Origin of the sequence: Microbacterium sp. LMI1-1-1.1 (genome assembly GCF_040815675.1) — a bacterium.
In the GTDB taxonomy this organism is placed as follows: domain Bacteria; phylum Actinomycetota; class Actinomycetes; order Actinomycetales; family Microbacteriaceae; genus Microbacterium.
Genome location: NZ_JBFPNN010000009.1, coordinates 58,085 through 81,464 on the forward strand (window position 1 = coordinate 58,085; position 23,380 = coordinate 81,464).

12 protein-coding genes are annotated in these 23,380 nt (G+C 66.1%); 4 read left to right on the forward strand and 8 right to left on the reverse strand.

Annotated features, from left to right (window positions below; all coding sequences use genetic code 11):
* Positions 1–15: 15 nt before the first annotated feature.
* The 5 genes from MRBLMI1_RS13705 to MRBLMI1_RS13725 are packed head-to-tail and all read right to left on the reverse strand — an operon-like array spanning position 16 to position 11,755.
* Positions 16–3,057, reverse strand: coding sequence for a Z1 domain-containing protein (locus tag MRBLMI1_RS13705; protein WP_367733787.1), 3,042 nt, complete (start codon positions 3,055–3,057; stop codon positions 16–18).
* Positions 3,054–4,034: a PD-(D/E)XK motif protein gene (locus tag MRBLMI1_RS13710; protein ID WP_367733789.1), complete on the reverse strand. Its 981-nt coding sequence runs from the start codon at positions 4,032–4,034 to the stop codon at positions 3,054–3,056. Before MRBLMI1_RS13710 ends, MRBLMI1_RS13705 begins: the two co-directional genes overlap by 4 nt.
* On the reverse strand, positions 4,021–5,547 hold the full coding sequence (locus MRBLMI1_RS13715; protein ID WP_367733790.1) for an ATP-binding protein: 1,527 nt from the start codon (positions 5,545–5,547) through the stop codon (positions 4,021–4,023). The genes MRBLMI1_RS13710 and MRBLMI1_RS13715 overlap by 14 nt, the downstream gene beginning before the upstream one ends.
* A complete protein-coding gene (locus MRBLMI1_RS13720) occupies positions 5,547–8,933 on the reverse strand; it encodes a Swt1 family HEPN domain-containing protein (protein ID WP_367733791.1) in 3,387 nt (1,128 codons plus the stop codon). Before MRBLMI1_RS13720 ends, MRBLMI1_RS13715 begins: the two co-directional genes overlap by 1 nt.
* Positions 8,930–11,755, reverse strand: a complete 2,826-nt coding sequence (locus tag MRBLMI1_RS13725) for a DUF1156 domain-containing protein (protein ID WP_367733793.1) — start codon at positions 11,753–11,755, stop codon at positions 8,930–8,932. The genes MRBLMI1_RS13720 and MRBLMI1_RS13725 overlap by 4 nt, the downstream gene beginning before the upstream one ends.
* Positions 11,756–11,915: 160 nt before the next feature.
* Between MRBLMI1_RS13725 and MRBLMI1_RS13730 the strand changes: the two genes are divergently transcribed.
* Together MRBLMI1_RS13730 and MRBLMI1_RS13735 are read left to right on the forward strand one after the other, a co-directional pair.
* Complete coding sequence (locus MRBLMI1_RS13730) at positions 11,916–14,513, forward strand: sigma-70 family RNA polymerase sigma factor (RefSeq protein ID WP_367733794.1); 2,598 nt, start codon at positions 11,916–11,918, stop codon at positions 14,511–14,513.
* 153 nt (positions 14,514–14,666) lie between these two features.
* Complete coding sequence (locus MRBLMI1_RS13735; protein ID WP_367733796.1) at positions 14,667–15,758, forward strand: DNA cytosine methyltransferase; 1,092 nt, start codon at positions 14,667–14,669, stop codon at positions 15,756–15,758.
* 556 nt (positions 15,759–16,314) lie between these two features.
* Here the strand turns inward: MRBLMI1_RS13735 and MRBLMI1_RS13740 are convergent.
* The 3 genes from MRBLMI1_RS13740 to dnaB all read right to left on the reverse strand — a co-directional run bounded on the left by MRBLMI1_RS13740 (position 16,315) and on the right by dnaB (position 19,351).
* On the reverse strand, positions 16,315–17,079 hold the full coding sequence (locus MRBLMI1_RS13740) for a hypothetical protein (protein WP_367733798.1): 765 nt from the start codon (positions 17,077–17,079) through the stop codon (positions 16,315–16,317).
* Positions 17,080–17,256: 177 nt separating this feature from the next.
* Positions 17,257–17,958 (reverse strand): Type 1 glutamine amidotransferase-like domain-containing protein, encoded by a 702-nt coding sequence (locus tag MRBLMI1_RS13745; protein WP_367733800.1) that lies wholly within the window; start codon positions 17,956–17,958, stop codon positions 17,257–17,259.
* A 25-nt stretch (positions 17,959–17,983) separates the two neighbouring features.
* A complete protein-coding gene (gene dnaB, locus MRBLMI1_RS13750) occupies positions 17,984–19,351 on the reverse strand; it encodes a replicative DNA helicase (RefSeq protein ID WP_367733802.1) in 1,368 nt (455 codons plus the stop codon).
* Positions 19,352–19,912: 561 nt separating this feature from the next.
* Here dnaB and MRBLMI1_RS13755 point away from each other — a divergent pair.
* Positions 19,913–20,992, forward strand: a complete 1,080-nt coding sequence (locus MRBLMI1_RS13755) for a hypothetical protein (RefSeq protein WP_367733804.1) — start codon at positions 19,913–19,915, stop codon at positions 20,990–20,992.
* A gap of 79 nt (positions 20,993–21,071) precedes the next feature.
* Positions 21,072–23,069, forward strand: a complete 1,998-nt coding sequence (locus MRBLMI1_RS13760) for a beta strand repeat-containing protein (RefSeq protein ID WP_367733805.1) — start codon at positions 21,072–21,074, stop codon at positions 23,067–23,069.
* The last annotated feature ends 311 nt before the right edge of the window (positions 23,070–23,380 follow it).

Sequence of the window (23,380 nt, forward strand, 5' to 3'; positions counted from 1 at the left end):
CCCGCGCCGGCGACCTCAATCCCGATCGACGATCGCGCTGTCGGCGTTGTCTTCGCGCCGCACGGTGAATCCGATCCTTCCGCGAGGCGCCGATGCATACGGCATGGCGATCGAAAGGAGCGTCGCAACGCTTTCGCTCGTCATCGTCGTAGGCCACGACGCCCTCTTGACCCGCTCAGCCGCCGCGCGGCCCTCTGCGATCTCATCTGCCGTCATCGCGGGGTCATAGGCGAAGGTGAGCAGAATGGCGCCCCTCGTCGCCGTCGACAGCGCTTCGGCATCAGGGCCGGCCGCGGCACCGGGGTCAGGCTTCTGCGTGATCACTTCGAGCGTCGCGCGGTGTCGGCGCTCACTGCCTGCGTAGCCAGGCCGGTCTTTGCGCCTCTGCCGCTCGGTAACGGAGACGAGCGTACCGTCGACTTCGCGCTGGTAGGTCTCGTCGAGCACCGGCACGATGACAGCCCAGTCCTTGAGCTTCCCCTCGTCCGCGGCCTTGTGGATCATGCTGATCGTCGGCTTGAGCTGATCCGGCGAGTAAAGCCTGATCTCACCGAGGGCAGCAAGCACCGCCTCGGTAGACGCGATCGCGACACGACCCCTGAAGGAAGTCCCAGCGACGCCGTTGAATTCGAGGGGATCGGAGAGCCCTGCGAGAAGGGGCTTCAATGCGGCAAAGTGCGTAGCGTTCCGGCTGCCGTCGCCGCGATCGTCGTGGGCGTTGAAGTCCTTCACGACCCCGCCCTCGCCCTCGTACTTCAGGACCGCGTTGTACATCTTGTTCGCCCCTGTGGGCTTGAGCCACGGCAGCTGCTGGAATACGAGCGGGGGCACGTGAATGGGGCGAACGACGGGTCGGCCATCGTCCTCGATCTCTGCGAACTTCCGCAGCTGATCGCGGAACTCCTCCTCGTCCTCGATGATCGAGGTGAAGGCGTCGTAAAGGTCGTACGACTTACCGCGACCGTCGAGGATGTTCCGCGCGATGTAGAGGCGCACGAGGTCGCCGTATCCCGGGCGATACCCGAACCAGCGTCCCATCTGCATGAGCGTGTCGGCCGCGGCGGCACGACGTCGGTAGTAGGTGATTGTCAGACCCTCGACGGTGAACCCACGGCTCAGCTTCGCGCCGCCCACCATGATCCGCCAGTACGGGCGGATCTGGAAATCCATGGCGTTGTAGTCGCTGTCCTTGGACCCGTTGACGACGACCACGGGGTCGTTGTCGGCAGTGATCTCATCGACGGCCGCGCCGACATAGGGCTTCAGCACATCGAACGATCCGGGCAACGGAAGATCGGCCCAGGACTCGCGCGAGTCGTGCACGCGGAGGAAGTCGGACTCGTAGAGCCTGCGGAGCCTGGCGAGCCCCGCCGGGCTGCTGTAGGCACCCTGCGACCAGACAATCCGGAAGCGGGCCGCGAGCTCGGAGTGCTCGGTCGTCCGGACCGACTCATGCACCAGCATCGTGTGGTGGCGGAAACCGAACCTTTCGTCCTGCGACTCTCGCCACTTCTTGATCGCGCCGGTGAGCACGAATGCGTCGATGGCCTCGAGGATCTCCCGCTCCTCCGCCGCTGGATCCTGGTCTCCGTCCGCGGTCAGGTCTCGCACGAACGCCGCCTCGTTCGAGTGCGCGGGGTCGCCCTTCTGGGTCGCGTCGAGGCCCCAGAGGTCGTGGAAGTATCGCCCTCCCATGTACTGCGAGGAGGGCTGAAGGCTTACAAGGAAGTCCTTAGGGAAGAGGTCTTCGGAGTCGTCCGGCGAGATGAAGACGTTGGCGAAGGGGGTTGCCGTATACCCGACGTACTGGGCCCGAGGAAGCTCCTGGAGTAGCTCGGCGATTAGCTTGTTGATCGCCGAGCGCTTCTTGGACTCGGCGGCGATCTCCTTCTTCGATCGCGGATTCACCGTGTTGACGGATGCCTGATCGGCCTCGTCGTCGATGATGAGGGCGGGGATCTCCCGGCCCTCCGCACGGATGTTCTTGAGATCGTGCAGAAGGTTCTTGAGCGACGCAGTGTTCTTCTTCATGATCGCGATGCGTGCGTCCACCGAGTAGATGTTCTCCGGTGCGTACACCGGCTTGCCCGTGTCTCTCAGCTCGCCCGTCCGACGGAAGTCCAGCGCGTCTCGACCGAGCCGCAGCTTCTTGTAGTCGGCATCCACCGTGGTCAACCGCTTGATGGCCGGCACCTCGGGCAGCGAGTGGACATCCTGGCCGTGTCTGAGGAACCTGCCCGCGTACCAGTCCGCGTCGTGCGTACCGACGTAGTCGATGTCACGGATGGCCGATGCATCGGTGGGATCGGCACCGTCGAGGATGTTCTCCTCGCCTACGAGCTCCATGTCGAGACGGCGCTGCGTCTGTCCTCGGAGCAGCTCGATCGTGCCAGTCAGGACGATGACGAGTCGGTACCCGGCATCGATGGCCTTGGCGACGATGCCAGTGAAGTTCGCCGTCTTGCCGCTCTGAACATGCCCGACGACAAGACCCTTGGTCTGGTAGCCCTTCTGCGCGCTCGGGTCGGCGAGCCTCTGCACGATCTCGGTCGTCGAGCGGTCTAGCGTCGCGAGGGCGTCGACATCCCACCCCTTCGCCTCGAGAACGCCACGGTAGGCACGCCAGTAGAAGTCGTGCGCAACCCTGCGCTCCTCGTCGTACCAGGGCGTCCAGTTCTTCGGATCGACGATCATGGCATCCATTTGAGAAGCGCTCGGGAACTCTCTGTCGAGGACTTCGCGCATCGCGTCCGATATCTCGAGCAGTTCGTAGATCCGCTCACGACGATTGGGAGTTCCCGGCTTGGTGTCGTGGATCCACTCTGCTGTCGCGACGGAGTCCCACATGGCGAGCGCCATATGCATCGATCGGCGCACGTCATCATTGAGGTCCGACACGGCGACCGCGGCGGAGAGGTCCTTCTCGGACGCGTTGATCGGCGTCTTCCGCAGCTCGCCCTGCACGCGCCACAGGAGCTCCTCGGGACCGGTGTCCCTGATCTGGTTGAGCACCTTCTGGAGCGCGGACGCGATCTTCGGGTCGACGAAGGAAGTCATTCAGGGGCCTCGCAGAAGTCATTGAGCGGAGCGCCGATCGCGGAGTAGTCGAGATCGGTGACGTTGACACGGTACGTGACGCTTACGACATGGGTCCGCTGCGGGACCACCTGATCCAGCCGTGCCGACGTGATGGCGGGGAACTGATCGTCTATGAGGTAGGCGCGCGGCGTCGACCGGGGCTGATACTTCACTGTGTACAAGTCGGCGTCGCTGTCCCGCCACCCGAGCCCCTCCAGAGCGGCATCGAACGTGCGGCGCGTCTGGTCGAGTCTCGCACGCGTCGCTCTGACGACCTCGGGCAGCGTGAAGCCCTGCTCGGCGAGCCCGGCACGGGTGATCTGGATCGAGATGAGATACAGCGGTCGCCCGGGCTCCGGTCCCAGCTGGGTCTCGGAACCGATCACGTGCACTCGCGACTCGGACTTCGTCGTCTTGACCTCGGCATCGAAGTGAGGGAACGCGAAATCGTGCTCCTCGGCGAGCGGCCCCAGCCAGGCTGTGATGGCGCCGCTTTCGCCGAGGCCATCGATCGTATGGTTCAGGACCATGAGTTCGCCGAGCAGCCCGAGGATCTTCTCCTCCGTGAGCTTGGCGCGGCCGGCGAGCAGGTCCTTGAGCGAGGCGACCGCTTCCGAGACCGCGTGCCGGAAGGATGCCCCGGACTTCAACTGGTCGACGATCGACTCGAGTAGGACGTACGCCTCGTAGTGCATGTCGCGCGCGTCGACGACCAGGCGGAACCAATCGGCACCGTCGCGACGAATCCGCGAGAGCGACACCCGCTCCAAGGAGGTCACCTCCGGCTCCGACCCCGCGACAGGCGTCCGCAGCTCGATCTCCTCCCGCCCGGGGTCGATCTCCATGATCACGGGCGGTGAGGAGTGCAAGGGGAAGGCTGTCTTCGCGCCGAGACGGAAGTACTCCTCGACCGTGGTCGGATCGAGGTGCGTCGGATTGTCGTCAGAGGTCTTCATCGTCTCTCAGCTCCTTCTCCTGGCGTGCGGACTCGTCCCGGACCGCGGCCGTCAACAACTGGTCCCACGCCGCCAGCTCGGCCTTCTCACGCGACCCGAGGTACGAGCCCTCGAAGTACCGGGAGAAGAGGATGGTCAGCAGCGTCTTGATAAGGGGCGCGTCTTCGTTGTCGCTGCCGTCCGCGCCCGTGATCAGCGCGCGATACGCGCTGTTAAGCCAGATGGTCCTGCGCTCGAGATCGAAATGCACGGGCGACTCCGTCGGGTCGACCCACCAACGGATGTCGACCGGATCCGCGTCGACCGTCTCGACCGACTCCTCGAACGCTGCTCGCATAGATGCGCTCAGCCCGCGTCGCGGCGAGACGAGCGCTACAGGCGCCTTGACGTACCTGCGACTCTCACGCCGGCGCAACTCCGCAACCGCGAGGTAAGCGCTGAGCGAGGATCCGTCAGGCGCGAGCCGGGCGTCCATCAGCGCACCCTTAGCGTCCGCATCGAGCTCAAGCCCCGCCTTCTCCGGGTTGATGGTGACGTGACGCCCCAGCGGTCCGTCGATGTCGACCGCGATTCTCACATACTCGAGTTCGGGTCTGTCGACGGTCAGCGTGTTCCACCCCCCGATCTGGAGCAGTCTGTTGTTGCGGTAGAAGTAAAGGCCCTGGGCCAATCCTCCGGGTCGACCCCCCAACCGGAACTCGGGGAGACCGGCCTGGCTAGCGGGCCAGACATGTGCCACCGCAACGCCCGTGGTCCCGTCGATCGAGTACACGAGCTCGGTCGGGAATCTGTCGTTCGGCAAAGGCTTATAGCCGAACGGATTGAGCGGCGCGATCTTCCGCGGCACACCTGACTCCCCGAGTTGCTTGTCGAACACGTCGATGGCGATCGCGAGTCTCGAAGAGGCGAGGTGGCGGTGGAAGACGATACCGAGATGTGTTTTGAGCGCCGCGATCCGCTGCTCGAGCCACTGTTCCCGATCTCGCTGATTCCGACTGCTGAGGAAGGTCCGGGGCCCCACCCACTCGACGACGGTGCCGTGGGTCAGCGGGAAGTCGACCCGCAGGCCACCGAGCACACCGGCGACATCGTCGTGATCCAGGTCGCCGATGCTGGTCGGGTTGTCTGCGCCAATCGTCCTACCGGCTGGCAATGCCCCGTACGTCTGCGAGTACACGTTGAGCGTGTCCGCTTGGCTGAGCGACGCGGCCTTCAGTCCGAGACCGAAGTGTCCCTGATCGCCGTCCGCATAGGCGCGCTTGCGCGCGTACTGCATGGCGGAGTCGATCTGGTCGCTGTCCATGCCGCGGCCGTCGTCGATCACCTGGAGTCCGGTGATCGCACCATCGCTCTCCACAAACCGGACGAGCACCCGCGAAGCATCGGCGTCGAGGCTGTTGTCGACGAGGTCGGCGATCGCCGTCTCAAAGGTGTGGTGGCGCCCGACGGCCTTCGCGATCGACGGATCCGGCGAGGTCTGCCTGACCCTCGTGACGCGCGCCACCCCGATCATCAGATGTCCTCGAAGCGGTTGGGGTACAGGCCGAGCTGCGTTCCGTTCTCTTTGACGGTGCGCGTCACGGCATCCGGGAAACCGTCGGCCTTACTCGCGTCGATCTCGACCCGGATCTCGAGTGTGTCGGGTCCGGCGTTGCGAAGGTGCTCCAGAAGCTCCTCTGCCAGCTGCACGAATTGGAACCGCAAGTCGACGCCGGGCTTGAGTTCGACGACTCCCGCGTAGCGGGCATTCCTGACCACCGTGGGCCGAGGAGGCTGCGGCACGTCTCCCCCGCCGCTGGCCCCCGACCCAGCACCGCCTCGGGAAATGCGGTCGATCGGCGGAGGCGTCACGATGTTCCTCGCCGCCTCCTTCTCCCGCACACGCTGCTCGACCGCCAGTCGCGGGCTTACGAGCAGCATGGAGTCGGTAATCGCGGGGGGCGCGGCATCCTCAATGGGCACCCGTAGCCCGATGAAGTCGCCGCTGTCGGCGTCGTACCCGTCCGCAAGAGCGAAACCGAGCTGTTCCCATGCCGGGTCGGTCATCGCTCCCGCGATCGCGTCGAGCAGCACCCGCTTGTCGCGCAGTCGCGCCAGATAGGGGTATCGGACGTGATAGTCCCAGAGCTCGTCGACGCGCATGGAGCCCGAGTTCCATCTGCTTCGAAGGCTGTTCTGCAGCTCGACGCCGATGGACTGCATCGAGAACTGGGTGATCACCGCGTCGGCCTTCTCGAAGCGGTCGCCGACGGTGAGGAGCACCGACTCGGTGGCGCCGTCGGCCTTCATCTGCGACGTCACCCACGGCGCTCCCGCGTCGGGCTGCTGCGGATGAATTCCCCAGATCCAGGTCTCCCGTATACGCTGCTCGACCGTCTTGTTGAGCACCGTGATCCGCTGCGATGCCGTCTCGACCTGACCCTGCGTGAGATCGAGGATCTTCCGCTCGTTGTGGATGGCCTCCCAGGCGAGATACTGCCGCGACGCCTGCTCCAGGTCACTCCAGCGGGCCTGATCAGGCGCGAGCACGACGACGGTATTGACGCCCTGCCGGGGTGCATTCCCTCGCGTCGAGGCGATGCCGTAAGCGAACGCGTGAGCCTTCGAGTCATAACTCTTGCCGTCGTGAGTGTGGGCAGGACCCGCGATCACAAGGCGCACCTTGTCGGACTCGATCAATTCGCTGGAGTCCGCGGGCGCGTACACCACATCCGCGAACATCGCAGGGTTCTTCGTCTGCCGCCGCAGGCGATCGACGATAAACCGTTCGACGTCCGCAGCCGAGTAGGACTGCGCGCGCTCCGCAACGGTGCGGTTGAGCGAGACCTGCAGATCGAACCAATGACGGTCGCCCTCTGCGTAAAGGTAATTCGCGCGCTCGGTCAGGAGCTGCAGCGAGCTGCCGAAGTTGCCGATCGTGTCGCCGGGCATGGCGACGCCGAGGAACATGCGCTTGCGCTCGATCCCTTTGTGGCTCGAGCGCAGCGTCGCAGCCGATCCAATGAAGGTCGCCCGAGCGATCCGTCGTGTCAATGCACGGTTCCCGAATAGCGGCTTTTCTCGGTCGATGTGTATCGCGGTTCCGTTGGCGCCGTCGATGTCGCTCTCTACGACCGACTTCCAGCGGTCCCCCTCGTCGAGGTACCCGGTGAGTTCGTCGCGCACCCCTGCCGAGTCGAGCGGAATCGACCCTGGCATGATGAGCGGCGAGTCGTCGCCTGCGGAGTGCAGGGCGTGGACGACCGCGCTCATGAGCCGCAGTACGCCGCGCGTGCGCTGGAACTTCTCGAGCGTCGACCAGTCCCCGTACAGCCTGTCGAAGAGCTCCGGGTGGATCGGATAGGCGTCACGGATGCGGGATTCGTAGGCCGGCTCCCGCGTTTCAGGCGGGAGTTCCCCGACGCTTCTGCGGTAGTACTCGACGAACGTCTTCGCGGTCGCGTCGATTCGGCGCCGAGCCTCGGCATCCGGTTCGCGGAAGAGCCGGCGACGGACGATCTCGAACGACTCCGTGCTGCTCGCGGGCGTCCAGGGCTGGGCGATGCGAGAGACGATGTTCTGAAGGCGCTCCAACGCCGCGCGTCCGTGGGCACCACCCACTTCGAGGTCGGAGGCAACGGGCGTGTCGTCGTCGCGACGGATGTCGGATGCCGGGATCGACACGAGCAGCAGCGCGCCGGGCACTTCCTTTACGGCCTGGGTCAGCTGCTGCGCGAATGAGAACTGCGTCTCGAAGCTGCCGCCTGCCAGCGACTCCTGACCATAGAGGCCGCGGGCGTAGGCGACCCATTCGTCGATGAGGATGACCGACGGTGAGTGATCGGCGATCACCTTGGTGATCGCGGCACCGGGGTTGGTGCCGGTGCGATCGGCTCCGGCCACCTGCGCGTAGGCTGCGGCGCCGCCAAGCTGCCACGCGATCTCGCCCCAGATCGTGCGGATCTCGGTTCCATCGGGCTTCGTCCACGATTGGCCAGGCGAAAGCTCGTTGCCGACGACGGCGACCTTCCTCACATCCCGCCCGACGATCGCCGGATCGATCTCGAGCTCGCGGATGACGTCCTGGGTGCTCTGCGGGAAGTCGGTGATCTCACGACCGCTGAACAGATGCCATACCGCGAGCATCGAGTGGGTCTTGCCGCCACCGAACGCGGTCTGGAGGTTGACGACGGGCGCGGCGTTCATGTCGCCCCCAATGCGCTTCACCGCGATCCCCAGCAGAGCCTTGAGGCCCTCGGTCAGATACGTACGGTGGAAGAACTCGATCGGGTCGTTGTAGTCGCGGGATGCCTCGGCGCCCGTCGCGACCTGATGGAGGTCCGCGGCGAACTCTGCGCGCGCGAAGTCGTTGGCCGCGATATCAGAATGCGGCTGCAGTACCTCGCGCCAGGGTGCGAGGTTCGTGGACGACAGTGCTGGCATGCCCGCGCCGACCTGCGTGTCGCGTCGCGTCTCATCGGCGTACGCGGACCGCTGCACGTCGAGCCGTAAACGTCTGATGCCGTCGGCCGCGCCCACAGCACCAATCGCCTTGAGGAGACGCTCCATCGTGTCTAGCGCCCGGTAGGCATCGTCCGGGCTGAACGGCTTCCTATGCGCCCACGCGTCACGCACGCTACGGAGCTCACTCGCGAGATTTTGCTCGGCCCGAGCAAGTTCACCGTTAAAGGCATACCGGAGCGATCCCAGCGGTTCCGTGAGCGCCCGGAGCTGCACCTGAGGGTCGGTCGGCGAATAGTGCTTGCCCGCAACCCCATCCTTCGTCTCGAGCAGCCAAGTCCAGTCGGTGACGCCCTCGGGCAGATGGGGAACGAGGACACGCGCGATGAAGGGCTCCAGCGCCTCCGCAAGTGTGTCGAGGCCGCGGCCGACTCGTTCGATGTTCGAGACCACCGTCACGCCTCCAGGTTGTCGAAATCGAGTGTGGGCGCCGCCGAAACGACGGGGCGCTCGCTCGTGGATACCGCGGCGGCTCGCACCTCGGGCCACGACGAGCCGAGCGTGTTGAACAGGATGCCAGCCTGAGTGAGCCCACGCTTCTCGGAGATGGCATAGAGGAGGTAGGCGAGCTCATGTGCTGCGGTCATATCGATGCCGCGCTCCTCGGCACCGGCGAGGATTCGCCCCGCCGCGTCGAGACCTGAGTCGGAGAGTGCCCTAGCCATGTGCAGCACGACCTCCCACAGAGAGATGCGGTCGTCGGCGCGGGGGTCGTATCGAACGGGGAGCTCATCCGGTGCGAAGAGCTTGACCTTGCCGCCACCACTGGAGATCAGCCCGGATCGTGCGAGCCCTGCCACCGATGCGTTCTTCGCGCTTGCCAGAGTCTCGGCGTCGCCATACTGCGAGACCTCGAAACCATGAGTCTCGAACCACGCCACGCACCAGCGGGTGTCGTCGTCGAAGTCGCCCTCCTGCTGAGAGAGCGAGTCATCGAGCACGCCATTGATCGCCCGCAGCGCGTCACGGACGCTCATCGGCTCACCCGATGGCTCGACCACGCGCGCGTACTTCGAGAACGTCGCCATGCCCGGACCGATCGCTGCTTGTGCCATATCGACCGGCGCGACGCTCCCCTGCTGCAGGTTACGAAGCGCCTCGGGGAGGGTGGACTTCAGTTCTGCGAGGAATCCGCGACGGTCGGTGATTGCAGCATTCTCGTCACGTGGGCGGAGCGCGAGGACGATCGAAGAAGCTAGGGCATTCGTGCCCGACGCGATCATTCGACTTGCCATCTCGGATCGCGCCGGCCACGTAGCCGTAACGGTCCACCCTGCACGAACCATGCTCGCGAGCAAGGTCTCCCAGCCGGTCGATGCTGTGCCGCCGGAGTCGGTCTCCGACTGCTTGAAGGCGTAATAGACGGTGATCGGGTAGTCCTCAGTTGCGCCAACCCGAGCCCTGGTGAAGACGTCCTCAAATCCGTCCTCAAAGAACGTTCGTGCAGCGTCGCGGCCACCGTGCCGGTACGGATTCGCAACGAGCTCCTCAGCCTTTGGAACGAGCATTGTGCTGAGCAGATTCGGGTGGATGGGTCGGAGCGATCTACGCATCCACACGTAGAAGAAGTCAGATAGATCCGAGTATCCGATGTTGTCGTAATAGGGCGGATCGGTTGAAATAGCAACAGACCCGTACCCACGGCTGGCTGCATCGGCCTGGGCGGCGAAGCCGGGAAACGCAGCTGATGGCAGCGCATCCAGGACTTCGCACTCCGACTCGAGCACGGCACCGAATCCGCCCCCAGCCTGGCCTAGCGGATGCGCCTCGGCATAGTCCCAGCTCATCGGAACTGCCTGCCGCTGAAAGGACCCTCGAAGCCGGTCCATTCCGGATTCCCAGCCACACATCGTGTTGTTGCGCGCGGTGTGCTTATTAACGACGAACCCGAGGTAGGTCGCGATGGCATCAGCGTAGGCTGCGGCATCCGTCCCTCCTTTTTCGAGACGGTCGCCCTCAGGAACGCCACTGGCGATGGAGTCATGGAGGACTCGCTCGCGCGCCTCGCCGACGAGATCGCTAAACGTGGTCAGGGCCGCCAGCTGCCGGTTCGTGAATAGGGACGCGAATGTTGTTAATCCATATCGAACAACATTAATTCGCCCCGGCCAGTCGAAGAGCTCACCGGGAGGCAGGTCCGAGGCGGTCGCATCGGCAGCCACGCGCACGTGTCCCGGGTCCGCGGGCAGGTAGATGCGCGCCCGAGATCCCTCCGCCACGACCGACATTAACTGTGCGCCAAGACCGATGTCGCGGCTTCGAGAGCGGACGTATTCGAGAGGCACCGCGTTACCGCAGCCAACGCACCGTGCCCCTAACCGTCCCACGGTTCCGTCCGAATCCTTGGTCGGCGCAGCCTTGAGGTCATGTTGGATCTCGAACTCCACGCGACCGTTCACCACCGAAGGGACGACGTACGCCTCCTTGCCCTTCTTCTTTCCGAGCCACCAGGAGCGCACGAGCGGCATTTCGATCCCGCACGCAGGGTTAGGGCACGTAACGGTTCGGGCCCAGATCCACGCAATGACGTTCGCAGTAGTGCCGTCGGACAGCGTCGCCTTCGGGTAGAGGTGTCCAATGCGGCGATCAGCCTCGTCGCGCATCCACTCGCCATAGCGGCGGACGTCCTCGGCAAGCCCCGTCGCCTTCGGCCAGGAGTTGCGGGTGCCCTCGGCGCCAGGGAAGACCGGTGCGCGCCCTGCGAACTTTGGCGGGAACTCGATCAGAGCTTTGTTGATAAGCACAGCCACGGGGTTGAGATCACTCGCGTGCGCTTCGAGCCCGAGTCGCTGTGCCTCGAGCGGGATCGTCCCGCCGCCCGCGAAGGGATCGAGGATCGCAGGCGGGTTGCCGTCGGTGGATCTGCGGATCTCGGCGCGTACATGGTCGAACAGCTCCTCGTCGCCGAGGTTGTCCCAGTCGACCATGCGCGTGATGAGATTGAAAAGACGCTGGCGTTCTGCATCCACGCGGGCAGCGACATGCGCGTCAACGTCGCTCAGCTCAGCATCCACCGCTTCTCTCCGGAACTCGTCCGCGCGCTCCGACGGATCGTCGACGAGCTGCGCGAACAGCACCGCTCGCGCAGTCGCAAGCGGACGCCGGGCCCACCACAGGTGCAGCGTTGACGGGTGTCCATGCCGAATGGACTTTTCACGCGCGGACTGCGCGTTGATGGCCTCGAGCGGCAGCGCGACCTCAATCAACTTCTTCTTGGCCACAACGCTCCCCAAAGTGCTCCGACCCACTGCGGCGTCGTCGTTCGACGCCCTCCGACCTGAGTCGTCTCCTTTCTATCCCATAGAACCGGCATGCCCCACACTGCCCGCCCGCGAGCTCGCAGGCACTGCAATGTCGGGGAGTACGCATAGGCTCGCAGCCATGACAGACCGCATCGATGTCGATGGGGCCGACCTGGGGGACGGAACTGTCGTTCTCGCGCCTGATGCGTCGATCCTCGGCGCCATAGGGCGAGGGCACACTCTCGCCTCCGCGTTGGCCGATCTGATCGACAACAGCATCGACGCTGGCGCGACCCGCGTGAGCATCCGCTTCGTGACCCACGACGCCGTCGTCCGCTCGATTCGCATCCGCGACGACGGGTGCGGCATGACACTCGCGCAGCTCGAGCGGGCCATGACTCTCGGCGGGGGGAGCGAGCACTCGGGCTCGGATCTAGGGCACTTCCGAGTCGGACTGAAGGCGGCGTCGCTCAGTCAGGCCCGCATCCTCACCGTATTCTCGACCACCGGCTACTCCCCAGCCGCCGGAATGCGACTAGATCGAGCTCAGTCCGGCCCCCGGATCCGCGCGCAGGTGATCGACGCCAGTGCGGCGGCATCCGTTCTTCAGAAGCGCGGGCTCGACGCCGACTCTGGGACCGTTGTCGAATGGTCTGGCCTTGAGAGTGTCTCGGAGTCGGCGAGTTACCACGCCCGTCGGAGCTGGTTCGAGACGATGGTTGTTCACCTGCGCGATGAACTGGGCATGATCTTCCATCGGTTGGTCTCGGACGAACGGATCCGGATTGAGATCGACGAGCTCGACGAGAGCAGCAACAACTCGGGTGCGACGCGACTGGTGAAGCCGATCGATCCATTCGCATTCGAGCAATGGGGCGCAACCGGCTACCCGAAGACGCTCACTACCGAGTTGGCCGACGGCGGGCGGCTGGGCGTGACGTGCTATATCCTGCCTCCTGCTGTGAATGGGCCCAACGCCAAGTTGCTAGGCCAGCCTCGTGCAGCGTGGCAGGGGCTGTACGTCTATCGGAACGATCGCCTGCTGCACAGCGGCGGATGGCTTCACCTCCACCCCGATGGCGGTGTCGAAACGCAGCTAGCCCGAGCGATGATCGACCTGACGCCGGACGTCCTGAATGCCGTGGCGATGAACGCTGAGAAGCGCGGAATCGTTCTCCGCCCGTCCGCAATGCAGGCAATCGAACGGGCCCGTATCGACGGTTTCTCGCTAAAGGCTTTCTTCGACGACGCTCGAGAGGTCTGGCGCAGTGGACAGCAGCGAGAGCTTCGTGCTCAGCCGTTCGCTGGCCTAGGCGACGGTGCGCCCAGCGGGCTGGGCTCGCTTGTGAAGAACACGGTCGGAGTCAGGGCTGACGCTCCCTCAATCTCGTTCAGCTGGGTCGACCTGGCTCCTCGGCAGCTGTACTCTTTCGAGCCAGCCACGGGACTCGTCGGTTTCAACAGTCAGCATCGGGCGGAGCTCGAATCGGACTCATCCAGGCTGGAACTCCTCAAGACGAGCATCTTCCTTCTACTGGAGCCCCACGCCGGCAAGGAGCGCCTCGCGAACCACACCCGCGAGCGACTCGATGTGGTGCACGCTGCGCTGGCCAGTGTTGTGTATCGGGGCATGGCAGAAGAAGCCAGGGGGGGATCGCCCCACAAGCCGCTCGAAGCGCAGGCTGACGATTTCGGCGACGACGACCCCGACCGAAGCCGCGACGACGACGATTTCGTTCTGGTCGAGTCAATCTTCGTCGCGGGACGGGATCCCTACGAGCCAATGGCTGACCCCGCGCTCGCCGATGTTCACATCAACGACGACGTTCTCACGGACCTGCTGCGCCGAGCGAAGGACTATCCGCTTCTGTCCGCTGAAGAAGAGGTCGAGCTCGCGCGACGAATTGAGGTCGGTGTCTTCGCCACGGAGCGACTCGCTAGGCTCCCCTTGGCTGACCGGAACACCAGGGACGGCCTGGACCTGCGATGGCTCGCCTGGGACGGGGAGCGCGCCATAGATCAGATGGTGGGGTCGAATATGCGGCTCGTCCTTTCCATCGCCAAGGGCTATGTCAATCGTGGCCTCGACCTTGCCGACCTGGTCCAGGAGGGAGTCGCCGGCCTCATGCGTGCCGTCCAAAAGTTCGACAGGTTCCACGGCACCAAGTTCTCGACCTACTCCACCTGGTGGATCCGACAATCCATCACCCGCGCGCTCGCCGACCAGGGGCGCACCATCCGCTTCCCGGTCCATGTCGTGGAAAAGCTCCCCGCCATTATCGCGACATGGAAAGAGACCTCAGGCACGTCGACACAGCGAATCAACGAGGTCGCCGAGACCCTAGGTGAGGCACCGGCATTGGTGCGCGCAGTGGTCAACAATCTCGATGCCCCCTTATCGCTCGACTGGCCCGTATTGATCGAGTCAGCGGACGGCGGAACCGAATGGGTATCGCTCGCCGATGAGCTGGTGGATGACGACCACCTCGCGCAGGAGGACTATTTCAAGAGGGCGATGCTGCCGCTCCAAGTCAAGACGCTCCTCGAGACACTCGGCGAGCGCGGAGCCGATGTAATCCGATGGCGCTTCGGGATAGGTGGGGACGCGCCCCGGACGCTGGATGCCGTCGGCGAGTCGATCGGCGTCACGCGTGAACGCGCTCGTCAGATCGAGGCGAAGACTCTTAATGCGCTGCGCGACTCCGAGCGTGTGAAGGCGCTCAGGGCTTACCTGTGAGACGCTCCGCTCCCCCCGCTTCCCCAGCAGCCGAAGTCGCACGCCACCAGAAGGTCGCAGACATGTTCGACACGTTGAGTGTGGTTTCAGCGCCCGGGAGGGTGTCGCGTCGCAGTGGGCTGAGAACGAGCCGGCCGGCTAGGATTCTGTGCCGTGCCTCGTAACATCCGCGTCCTCGATCTCTTCGCCGGCGCCGGAGGCTTGACGGCGGGCTTCCGAGAGGGTTCGGAGCGATTCACGAGTGTTGCAGCCGTGGAGATGGACCTTGCCGCCGCTGCATCGTACGAGGCGACTTTCGGAGAGGGCATCGTGTTCGCGGGCACGATCGAGGATTGGCTCGATACTCAGCCCATGCCGACAAGCATCGACGTCGTCGTCGGTGGACCACCCTGTCAAGGATTCTCGACTCTCGGAAAGCGCGATGAGGAAGATCTTCGCAATGGGCTGTGGAGGCTCTATGGCGAGACCATCACCCGCGTGCAGCCGAAGTACTTCGTCGTCGAGAACGTCGCCGCTTTCGAGAAGTCGAAGCAGTTCCGACAGTTCGTCGAAGCTACCGAGCCTGGAGGCTTCCTGGAGGAGTACGTCTTTCAGCATCGCGTACTCAACGCCGCCGACTACGGCGCCCCCCAGGCTCGGAAACGCGCAGTATTGATCGGCCACCGCAGATCGCTGCCCTTCCCGGGTTTCCCAGAGCCGACGCACGCTCCAACTGCGACGGCTAACAAGCTGCGCTATGGGTGGGTCGAGGACGCGTTTCTCGGAATACCCGGTGAACCCGACCGCGATCACGTCTTCGGATCGAAGTCGACGGAGTTTGCGGGACGACGCTTCGCCGGACCATTCTCACCCCGCGAACTTCATTGGAGTCGGGACTATACAGACCTCTCCAAACGACGCATGGCGGCGATCCCCGCGGGAGGCAACAGATTCAATATCCGGGAAGAAGATCTCGCTCCTTGCTGGCGCGAACATCGGACAGGGTCAGCCGACGTGATGGGCCGACTACACCTTGATCGCCCATCCGTGACCATTCGTACCGAGTTTTTCAAGCCCGAGAAGGGCCGTTACCTGCATCCGACCAAGGATCGCGCGATCAGCCACTATGAGGCCGCGGTCCTCCAGGGCTTCCCCGCCGATCACAAATTCGTGGGCTCACGCACTGCGATTGCCCGCCAAATCGGCAACGCTGTACCGATCCCCCTCGGAGCAGCGATCGGCCGACAGCTTGCAAGCGTTCTCTAGAGGATAGGTTCGCTCGGAGGGCCGCGGGTGGGCGGCGAGCTTCGCGAAGTCGAACGGTGACGTATGGTAGAGCTGACCGTGCACATGCCCGAGCGGCTGTACATCAGCACGCCATCCCGCCGCCGGGCGGCAGCGCCGGCCTGGTGGCTGGCATTGTCGGGCTCCTCGCTGCAACGGGTGTCGATAGATGACATTGTGGGCGACGGGCTCACTGGCAGGCGGGTTCATTTTAGGCTGTCCGACGCGACGGCGAGCCGGTCGCTCTGATCGACGAGGCCGGCGTCGCCCACCTGCCCGTCACCAACAACTTGTCCGGGGTGTCGCGCCCCACCGGTGTGAGCACCTCACTCGCGGACGTGGTCGCCCACATGGCCGGAGTCGCCGATGATGCAACAGCAGGCTACGCCTGCCAGATCGCGGATGCTGCGGCGCACGTTGGCGGCTTCGCCCGTTTAGCCGAGCTCTGCGCAGCGGGTCCGGCGGCGGTGATCTCCGTCCTCGAGGACACCTCTCGTGAGTTCACTCCCTGAGTTTCGACGGTGCGCAATAGGTCGCCTTAAAGCACTCTGGCGAGAATGAAGTCGCTCACCAACCTGTGTATGTTCCGGTCCCGGCTCGCGTAGGCGCTCGCGAGCTCGACTCTACTGCCGTCGCGGAGGTGCAGCACGCCCTCGGTCGACACGACCGCGGCCGGTTCCCCGTCGCGAAGAAGAGCCCAGTAGTGGGCCTCGGGAACACCCCAGTCCCATGGCTCAAGCTCAACATTGCCGACCTCGGCCCTCGCGCTCGGAAATGCCTCGAGATAGTTGAGCACAGCGGGTACCTCGCCCGAGGTGTCGCAGAAAATCTGTCGCCAATCCCAAGTTCCGCGCTCATTCAGCAATGCGGTGAGGGCTGTGCTGGCCATCCTGAATGCGAGCGATCGCGGCGTCGAAGAAGGCGCCTTCGCAGTCACTTCGAGACGAGCGGCCGACTCGAGCATCTTCACGAGCGAGTGCGCGCTCGGTTGTGCGAGCGCCGCGGCTGAGTGGCACACGTCGATCTGGTCAATGCTGTTGTCTGTGCGATGGAAACTGACGCGCACGGTGCCGCCACGGTTGATCAAGATCGTCGCGTCGCGGTCGCGTAAATTGCGTGCTGGGCGAACCAGGAGGATGTCATAGAGGCCGCCGCCCGGATGCGTTTCATACACGACGTGATCTGGATGGCGGCGGACAAGTTCGGAGCAAACCCACCAGCTCTGCTCGATGACGAAACGTTGAGCCGGAACGGTCGTTCCCCACGGTGACTCATCCTGGACCGTCTGCGGGTTCGAGCTCATGATCACATCATCATTCACGACCGGGCTATCCTGCCGGAATCAACACTCCGACGTCATGGTTGCCGCCAATTGGTACGCGGTAGTAGGAGGGAAGCAGCCCGGGCGAGCGAGTCAAACCGATGGGATAGGCGATCCGCCCCACCCGCAAGCTCACGCTCATGTCCACGCATCGCGTTGTTACGCGCGTGGACCTGCCGCATCACCGTCGGGCGTAGGGTACGACTCCCAATGCCCTTCGGACACGACGCGCACCTCATCACCCACGACCGCGAGCGCCGTCTGGTCGTCGATCGCATACGCCGGTCCGCCGATGTCGGCGGCCCACTCGCGGGCCTTCTCCGTCGTGTTGGTCGACCAGCCCGGATAGTCCAGGTGGGGGAAGATCGAGAAGTCGACGATGCCGAGGGTCTCGTCGGTGCCGTCGGGCTGCCACTCGACGAACGCGGGGCCGATCCGCGGGGTCAGCACCATGCTTCCGGCGCTCACGCCAACCCACACCGTCTCCGTCAGCGACGGGAGCAGCGCGCTCAGCCCGGACTCGCGCAGCTGGTGGGCCAGGTAGACCGCCTCTCCCCCGTCGACGAGGAGGACGTCGGCGTCGTGGACCCATGGCATCCATCGGTCTTCCGGGATGGTCGGCAGCGCGAGGAGTTCGAGGACGCCGACGGACTTCCAGCCGAGGTCGGCGAGGCCCGCCTCGCCACCCCACTGGCCCGCGACGGTGCGCCACACGCTCTCGGGCGAGCACAGCGGGTGCCCCCACTGCGCCGTCGGGATCAGCAGCGCGCGCGACTCCTCGATCGGTTTGCCGAGCAGCTCGACGAGCGCGGCTCGGATGCTGCCGTTGGTGACTCCCCCCGACGTCAAAGGAAGCTTCACGATCTGCCTCGCTAAAGACCCCTGGTCACATGCCCGGGGCCATGTCGGCGAACCGGGAGTAGTGGCCCTGGAACGCGACCGTGATCGTGTCGGTGGGGCCGTTACGGTGCTTGGCGACGATGAGGTCGGCCTCGCCGGCGCGGGGGCTGTCCTTCTCGTAGGCAGCCTCGCGGTGCAGCAGGACGACCATGTCGGCGTCCTGCTCGATCGAGCCGGACTCACGCAGGTCGGACAGGGCCGGCTTCTTGTCGGCGCGCTGCTCGGCCCCACGGTTCAGCTGCGACAGGGCGATGACGGGAACCTGCAGCTCCTTCGCCATCAGCTTCAGCGCACGCGAGAATTCGCTGACCTCCTGCTGACGCGACTCGACGCGCTTGCCGCTCGTGAGGAGCTGAAGGTAGTCGATGACGACCATCTTCAGACCCTCGCGCTGCTTGAGGCGACGGCACTTGGCGCGGATCTCGACCAGCGTCATGTTCGGGCTGTCGTCGATGTAGAGGGGCGCGTCGTTGATGCGACCGCGGGTCGCGGCGACCGTGGTCCAGTCGCGGGAGTCGAGCGTTCCCTTACGCATGCTCTGCAGCGGGATCGCACCCTCGGCGCTGAGCAGGCGCATCGCGATCTCGCTGCGCCCCATCTCGAGCGAGAAGAAGATGCAGGGCGCGTTCGACTTGATCGCGGCGGCGCGGGCGAAGTCGAGCGCGAGCGTCGACTTACCCATGGCGGGGCGGGCGGCGAGGACGATCATCTGACCGGGGTGCAGACCGTTGGTCAGCTGGTCGAGACCGGCGAAGCCGGTCGGGATGCCGGTCATCGACCCGTCGCGGCCGCGAGCGGCCTCGATCTCGTCGACAGCGGCATCCACGGCCACCGTCAGGGGGATGTAGTCCTCGGCGCTGTCGTCGCCCGAGACGTTGTAGATCTCGGCCTGCGCGCTGTTGACGAGCTCGGTCGGGTCGCCCTCCCCCGCGTAGCCCATCTGCACGATGCGGGTGCCGGCCTCGACGAGGCGACGCAGCAGCGCACGCTCGGCGACGATCGACGCGTAGTAGCCGGCGTTGGCGGCCGTGGGGACGATCGAGGTGAGGGTGTGGAGGTAGTCCGCTCCCCCGGCGCGCTGCAGCTCACCGGACTTGATGAGCTCGTCCGTGACGGCGACGACGTCGGTCGGCTCGCCGTGCGAGTACAGCGTGAGGATCGCGTCGAAGATCAGCTCGTGCTTCGGGACGTAGAAGTCCGCGCCGCGCAGCGTCTCGATGACGTCGGCGACGGCGTCCTTCGAGAGCAGCATCCCGCCCAGGGCGCTCTGCTCGGCGAGGAGGTCGTGGGGCGGCGTGCGCTCGGGCTTCCGTTGCCCTCCGAGACGTTCTTCTGCGATGTCGGCGATCGACACGTGGACTCCGTTCTCGTCGAGGCGCCCCGGCGGTCGAACCGGCTGCGGCGGGCCGGAATGTCAGGGACGGGATGTGGTGGTTCCGGGATCACATCACGAACGTCCGACATGAGACGCACGATGGCACGGGTGTGCCTGAGGGGCTGCCCCCACGGTAAGGACGGCGATTCCCGCCTGCAAACGACCCTGTGGATAATTTTGTGGACAGACTGCGTGAAACGCCGCGCTGCTTGTGAACAACCCCTGTGGAGAACCCGGTGGATGAAATCTGTTTGGACGGGTTTAGCGCAGCCTGACCGGGCTTTTTGTTTTCCACAGGCCTTGGGAGGAATCGTGGTTGAACCCGTGGTTGAAGGTTGGGCCGATTTGACACGAAGCTGTGTACAACTCGGGGGATAACTCGCCAAGCGCTAGTGCCCGGGGCTCTCGGCTGTCAAGTCGATCTTCACCTGGGCGTGTCGGCCGACTACCGGTTGTTCACCAAGGGTCTTCCCCTCTCGGAGCGAGCGGCGTATCTTCATCCGCTACTGGGAACCAGCGTCGACACCGTGGGGGTGAGACATGGACGAGGCCATCGGAGGCCGACTGCCGCGCGTGCTGCGCGTGCTCGGCATCGCCGTCTTCGCCGTGCTCGCCTGGCTGGCCCTCTCGCTGTTGGCATCCCCCTCCACCGCGCACGCGGACGACGGCCTCCTCGGGGTCGTGAGCGACACCGGATCCGCGGCCGTCGAGGTCGTCGATGAGACGGCGTCGCCGGTCGTCCAGACGGTCGCCCCGGCCGCGGCCCCCGTCACGGAGACGGTCGCCCCCGCAGCGGCCCCCGTGACCCAGACGGTGGCTCCCGCGGCAGCCCCCGTGACGCAGACCGTCGCCCCCGTCGCGGAGGCGGTCGTCGAGACGGTGCCCGCGCCCGTCTCGCAGGTCGCCACCGGTGCCGTGGACACGGTCGGTTCCGTGGTGGACACCGCCGGCGGTGCTGTTGACGCGGTCGCGACCGGCGTCTCCGACCTCGCATCGTCGGGTGTCGTCGGGGCGGTCGTCGCCCCGGTCGTCGAGATCGTCGAGGCTGTCCCGGTCGTCGGCGACGTCGTCTCCGACACGGGACTGGGCGACACCGTCGTCGACACCGCCGACGCCGTGGACGACACGCTCGAGACCGTCATCGGCACCGTCCCGCCGACCGGATCCCTCCTTCCCGACCTTCCGGCGGAGACCCTCGACCCCATCCTCGACACCCCGGAGCCCGTCACGGGCGCGCCGACACGGCCCGCCGAGGCCATGGAGAACGCGAAAGAGACCGCCACGGCCGTCTCCGGCCAGATCGCCGCGGTCGTCGATGCGAAGGCGTCGCCGGGGGCCGTGGCATCCATGGTCCAGGCGCGCATCGCTGCCGCCGCCCTCTCGGTGACTCCCCCGGTGATCGACGGGACTCCCCCGGTGGACGAGTCCGCCCTCCGGGCCCTGGGCGAGGCCCTGCCCGGTTCTGCTTCTGCTTCGGGCGCCAGTGCGCTCGGAGCCTCCCTCGCGGGGACGATCGACGGCGGCGCCACGCGCGCGACGGCGATCTCCTCGCTGCTGCACCACGTCGACGACGCTCTCCCCGGCGCTCCCGTCTACGACACCGACGTCGCTCCTGACTGAGGCCGATCGCGCCGCGCCCTCGCGCGGCAGACGATCCTGCGCGCACCGCGCACCTCATTCACGAATCAGGAGAATTCTCATGCGCAAGTTGTACTCGCGTGCCCTCATCGGCGCGCTCGTCGGGGGCGGCCTCGCCGTCCTCGGAGCCGGGGTGGCCACCGCGGCCGAAACCTCCGGCACGGACGGACTGCTCTCGGGCAACCAAGGCGTCGTGTCCGTCGACGCCCCCATCACGGTCGGCGGCAACGCCGTCTCGGTCCTCGGTGACAGCGGGACCACGAATGCCACCACCACCTCACCCGCTCCCGCCCCGGCGCCCAGCGTCGAGACCGGGGGAGCGGATGCCGCCGGCTCCGGCAACCAGGGCATCGTCTCGGTGTCCGTGCCGGTCGATGTCGGCGGCAACGCCGTGTCGGTCATCGGTGACAGCACCTCGGACGGGGCTGCGACCGAGAGCGGGTCCGGCGAGTCCGGTACGGGCCACGTCTCGACCGACGGCTCGGACGGGCTGCTCGGCGGCAATCTGGTCGTCGCACCCGTGGAGGTACCGGTGAACGTCGGCGGCAACGCCGTGTCGGTCATCGGTGACAGCTCCTCGGACGGGGCTGCGACCGAGGGCGGGTCTGCCGGCTCCGGCGTTGATGATGTCACCACCGACGGCTCGGACGGGCTGCTCGGCGGCAACCAGGTCGTCGCACCGATCGATGTCCCGGTGAACGTCGGCGGCAACGCCGTGTCGGTCATCGGTGACAGCACCTCGGACGGGGCTGCGACCGAGAGCGGGTCCGGCGGGTCCGGCGGGTCCGGTACGGGCCACGTCTCGACCGACGGATCGGACGGGCTGCTCGGCGGCAACCAGGTCGTCGCACCGATCGATGTCCCCGTGACCGTCGGCGGCAACGCCGTGTCGGTCATCGGTGACAGCTCCTCGGACGGGGCCACCACCGAGGGCGGCACCACCGGAGGCACCGGCACCGGCCACGTCTCCACCGACGGAGACGACAGCCTCCTCGGCGGCAACCAGGCCATCCTCCCCGTCACCGTCCCCGTGACCATCGGCGGCAACGCCATCTCCGTCATCGGCGACAGCACCTCGGACGACGCCACCACCGACGGCGGCACCACCGGAGGCATCGACCTCGGCGGCATCACCACCGGCGGAGAGGACAGCATCCTCGGCGGCAACCAGCTGATCGTGCCGATCTCCCTCCCCGTGACCGTGGGCGGCAACGCCGTGTCGGTCATCGGTGACAGCACCTCGGACGACGCCACCACCGCGGGCGGCACCAACGGCGCCGGCACCGGCACCACCGGCGACGTCACCACCGACGGCACCGACAGCCTCCTCGGCGGCAACCAGGCCATCCTCCCCGTCACCGTCCCCGTGACCATCGGCGGCAACGCCATCTCCGTCATCGGCGACAGCACCTCGGACGGCGCCACCACCGACGGCGGCACCACCGGAGGCATCGACCTCGGCGGCATCACCACCGGCGGAGAGGACAGCATCCTCGGCGGCAACCAGCTGATCGTGCCGATCTCCCTCCCCGTGACCATCGGCGGCAACGCCATCTCGGTCATCGGCGACAGCTCGACCGGCGGCTCCAACACGGGCACCCCCGGCACCCCGGGAACCCCCGGCACCCCCGGAACGCCCGGCACCCCGGGAACGCCCGGCACGCCGGGAACCCCCGGCACCCCCGGAACGCCGGGAACCCCCGGCACGCCCGGCACGCCCGGAACCCCCGGCACGCCCGGCACCCCCGGCACGCCCGGCACCCCCGGCACCCCGGGAACCCCCGGAACGCCCGGCACTCCTGGCACCCCCGGAACCCCCGGGACGCCCGGCACCCCCGGCACCTCGGGATCGTCGGCAACGCCCATCGTGGGCTCGCCCGCCGGGTCGACCGCGACGGCGTTCGTCACGTCTGACCGCTCAACGGTGACCGCCGCCGGCACCCGCTCGCTGGCCGCCACCGGCACGGACGCCTCGGCGGCCCTCGGCATCGGGCTCCTCGCCCTGGCGCTCTCGGCTCTGGGCCTCGCCCTGACGCTGCGTCGTCGCCGGACGGCCTGACCCGTCACCACCTGGACACCGGATGCCACGGCCCTCACCGCCGTGGCATCCGGTGTCCTTCTTGCCCCCTCACCAACGTGCGTGTCCCACTTTGTGCAGATCCAGGTGCGTCAGCCTGTACAAAGTGGGACACGTCAGAGTCAGCCCCTCATGCCGGACTCCGGAGAAACGGCACCCCGCAGCCCGGAACACCGCCGCATTCAGTGAGAGCCGCGTCGGATCTCCGGAGCGCGGCACGCAGCACCAACCGAACGTCACAGCACGCCGCAGCGGCCCACCGTCCCGCCACTCCCGCCGTCTGGGGCGCGTTT

Excerpts from the sequence above, each read along its gene's own strand:
- MRBLMI1_RS13755 (WP_367733804.1), top strand. The coding sequence starts at position 19,913 with ATGGACGAGGCCATCGGAGGCCGACTGCCGCGCGTGCTGCGCGTGCTC.
- MRBLMI1_RS13710 (WP_367733789.1), bottom strand. The coding sequence starts at position 4,034 with ATGAAGACCTCTGACGACAATCCGACGCACCTCGATCCGACCACGGTC.
- MRBLMI1_RS13740 (WP_367733798.1), bottom strand. The coding sequence starts at position 17,079 with ATGAGCTCGAACCCGCAGACGGTCCAGGATGAGTCACCGTGGGGAACG.
- MRBLMI1_RS13760 (WP_367733805.1), top strand. The coding sequence starts at position 21,072 with ATGCGCAAGTTGTACTCGCGTGCCCTCATCGGCGCGCTCGTCGGGGGC.
- MRBLMI1_RS13730 (WP_367733794.1), top strand. The coding sequence starts at position 11,916 with ATGACAGACCGCATCGATGTCGATGGGGCCGACCTGGGGGACGGAACT.
- MRBLMI1_RS13715 (WP_367733790.1), bottom strand. The coding sequence starts at position 5,547 with ATGATCGGGGTGGCGCGCGTCACGAGGGTCAGGCAGACCTCGCCGGAT.
- MRBLMI1_RS13705 (WP_367733787.1), bottom strand. The coding sequence starts at position 3,057 with ATGACTTCCTTCGTCGACCCGAAGATCGCGTCCGCGCTCCAGAAGGTG.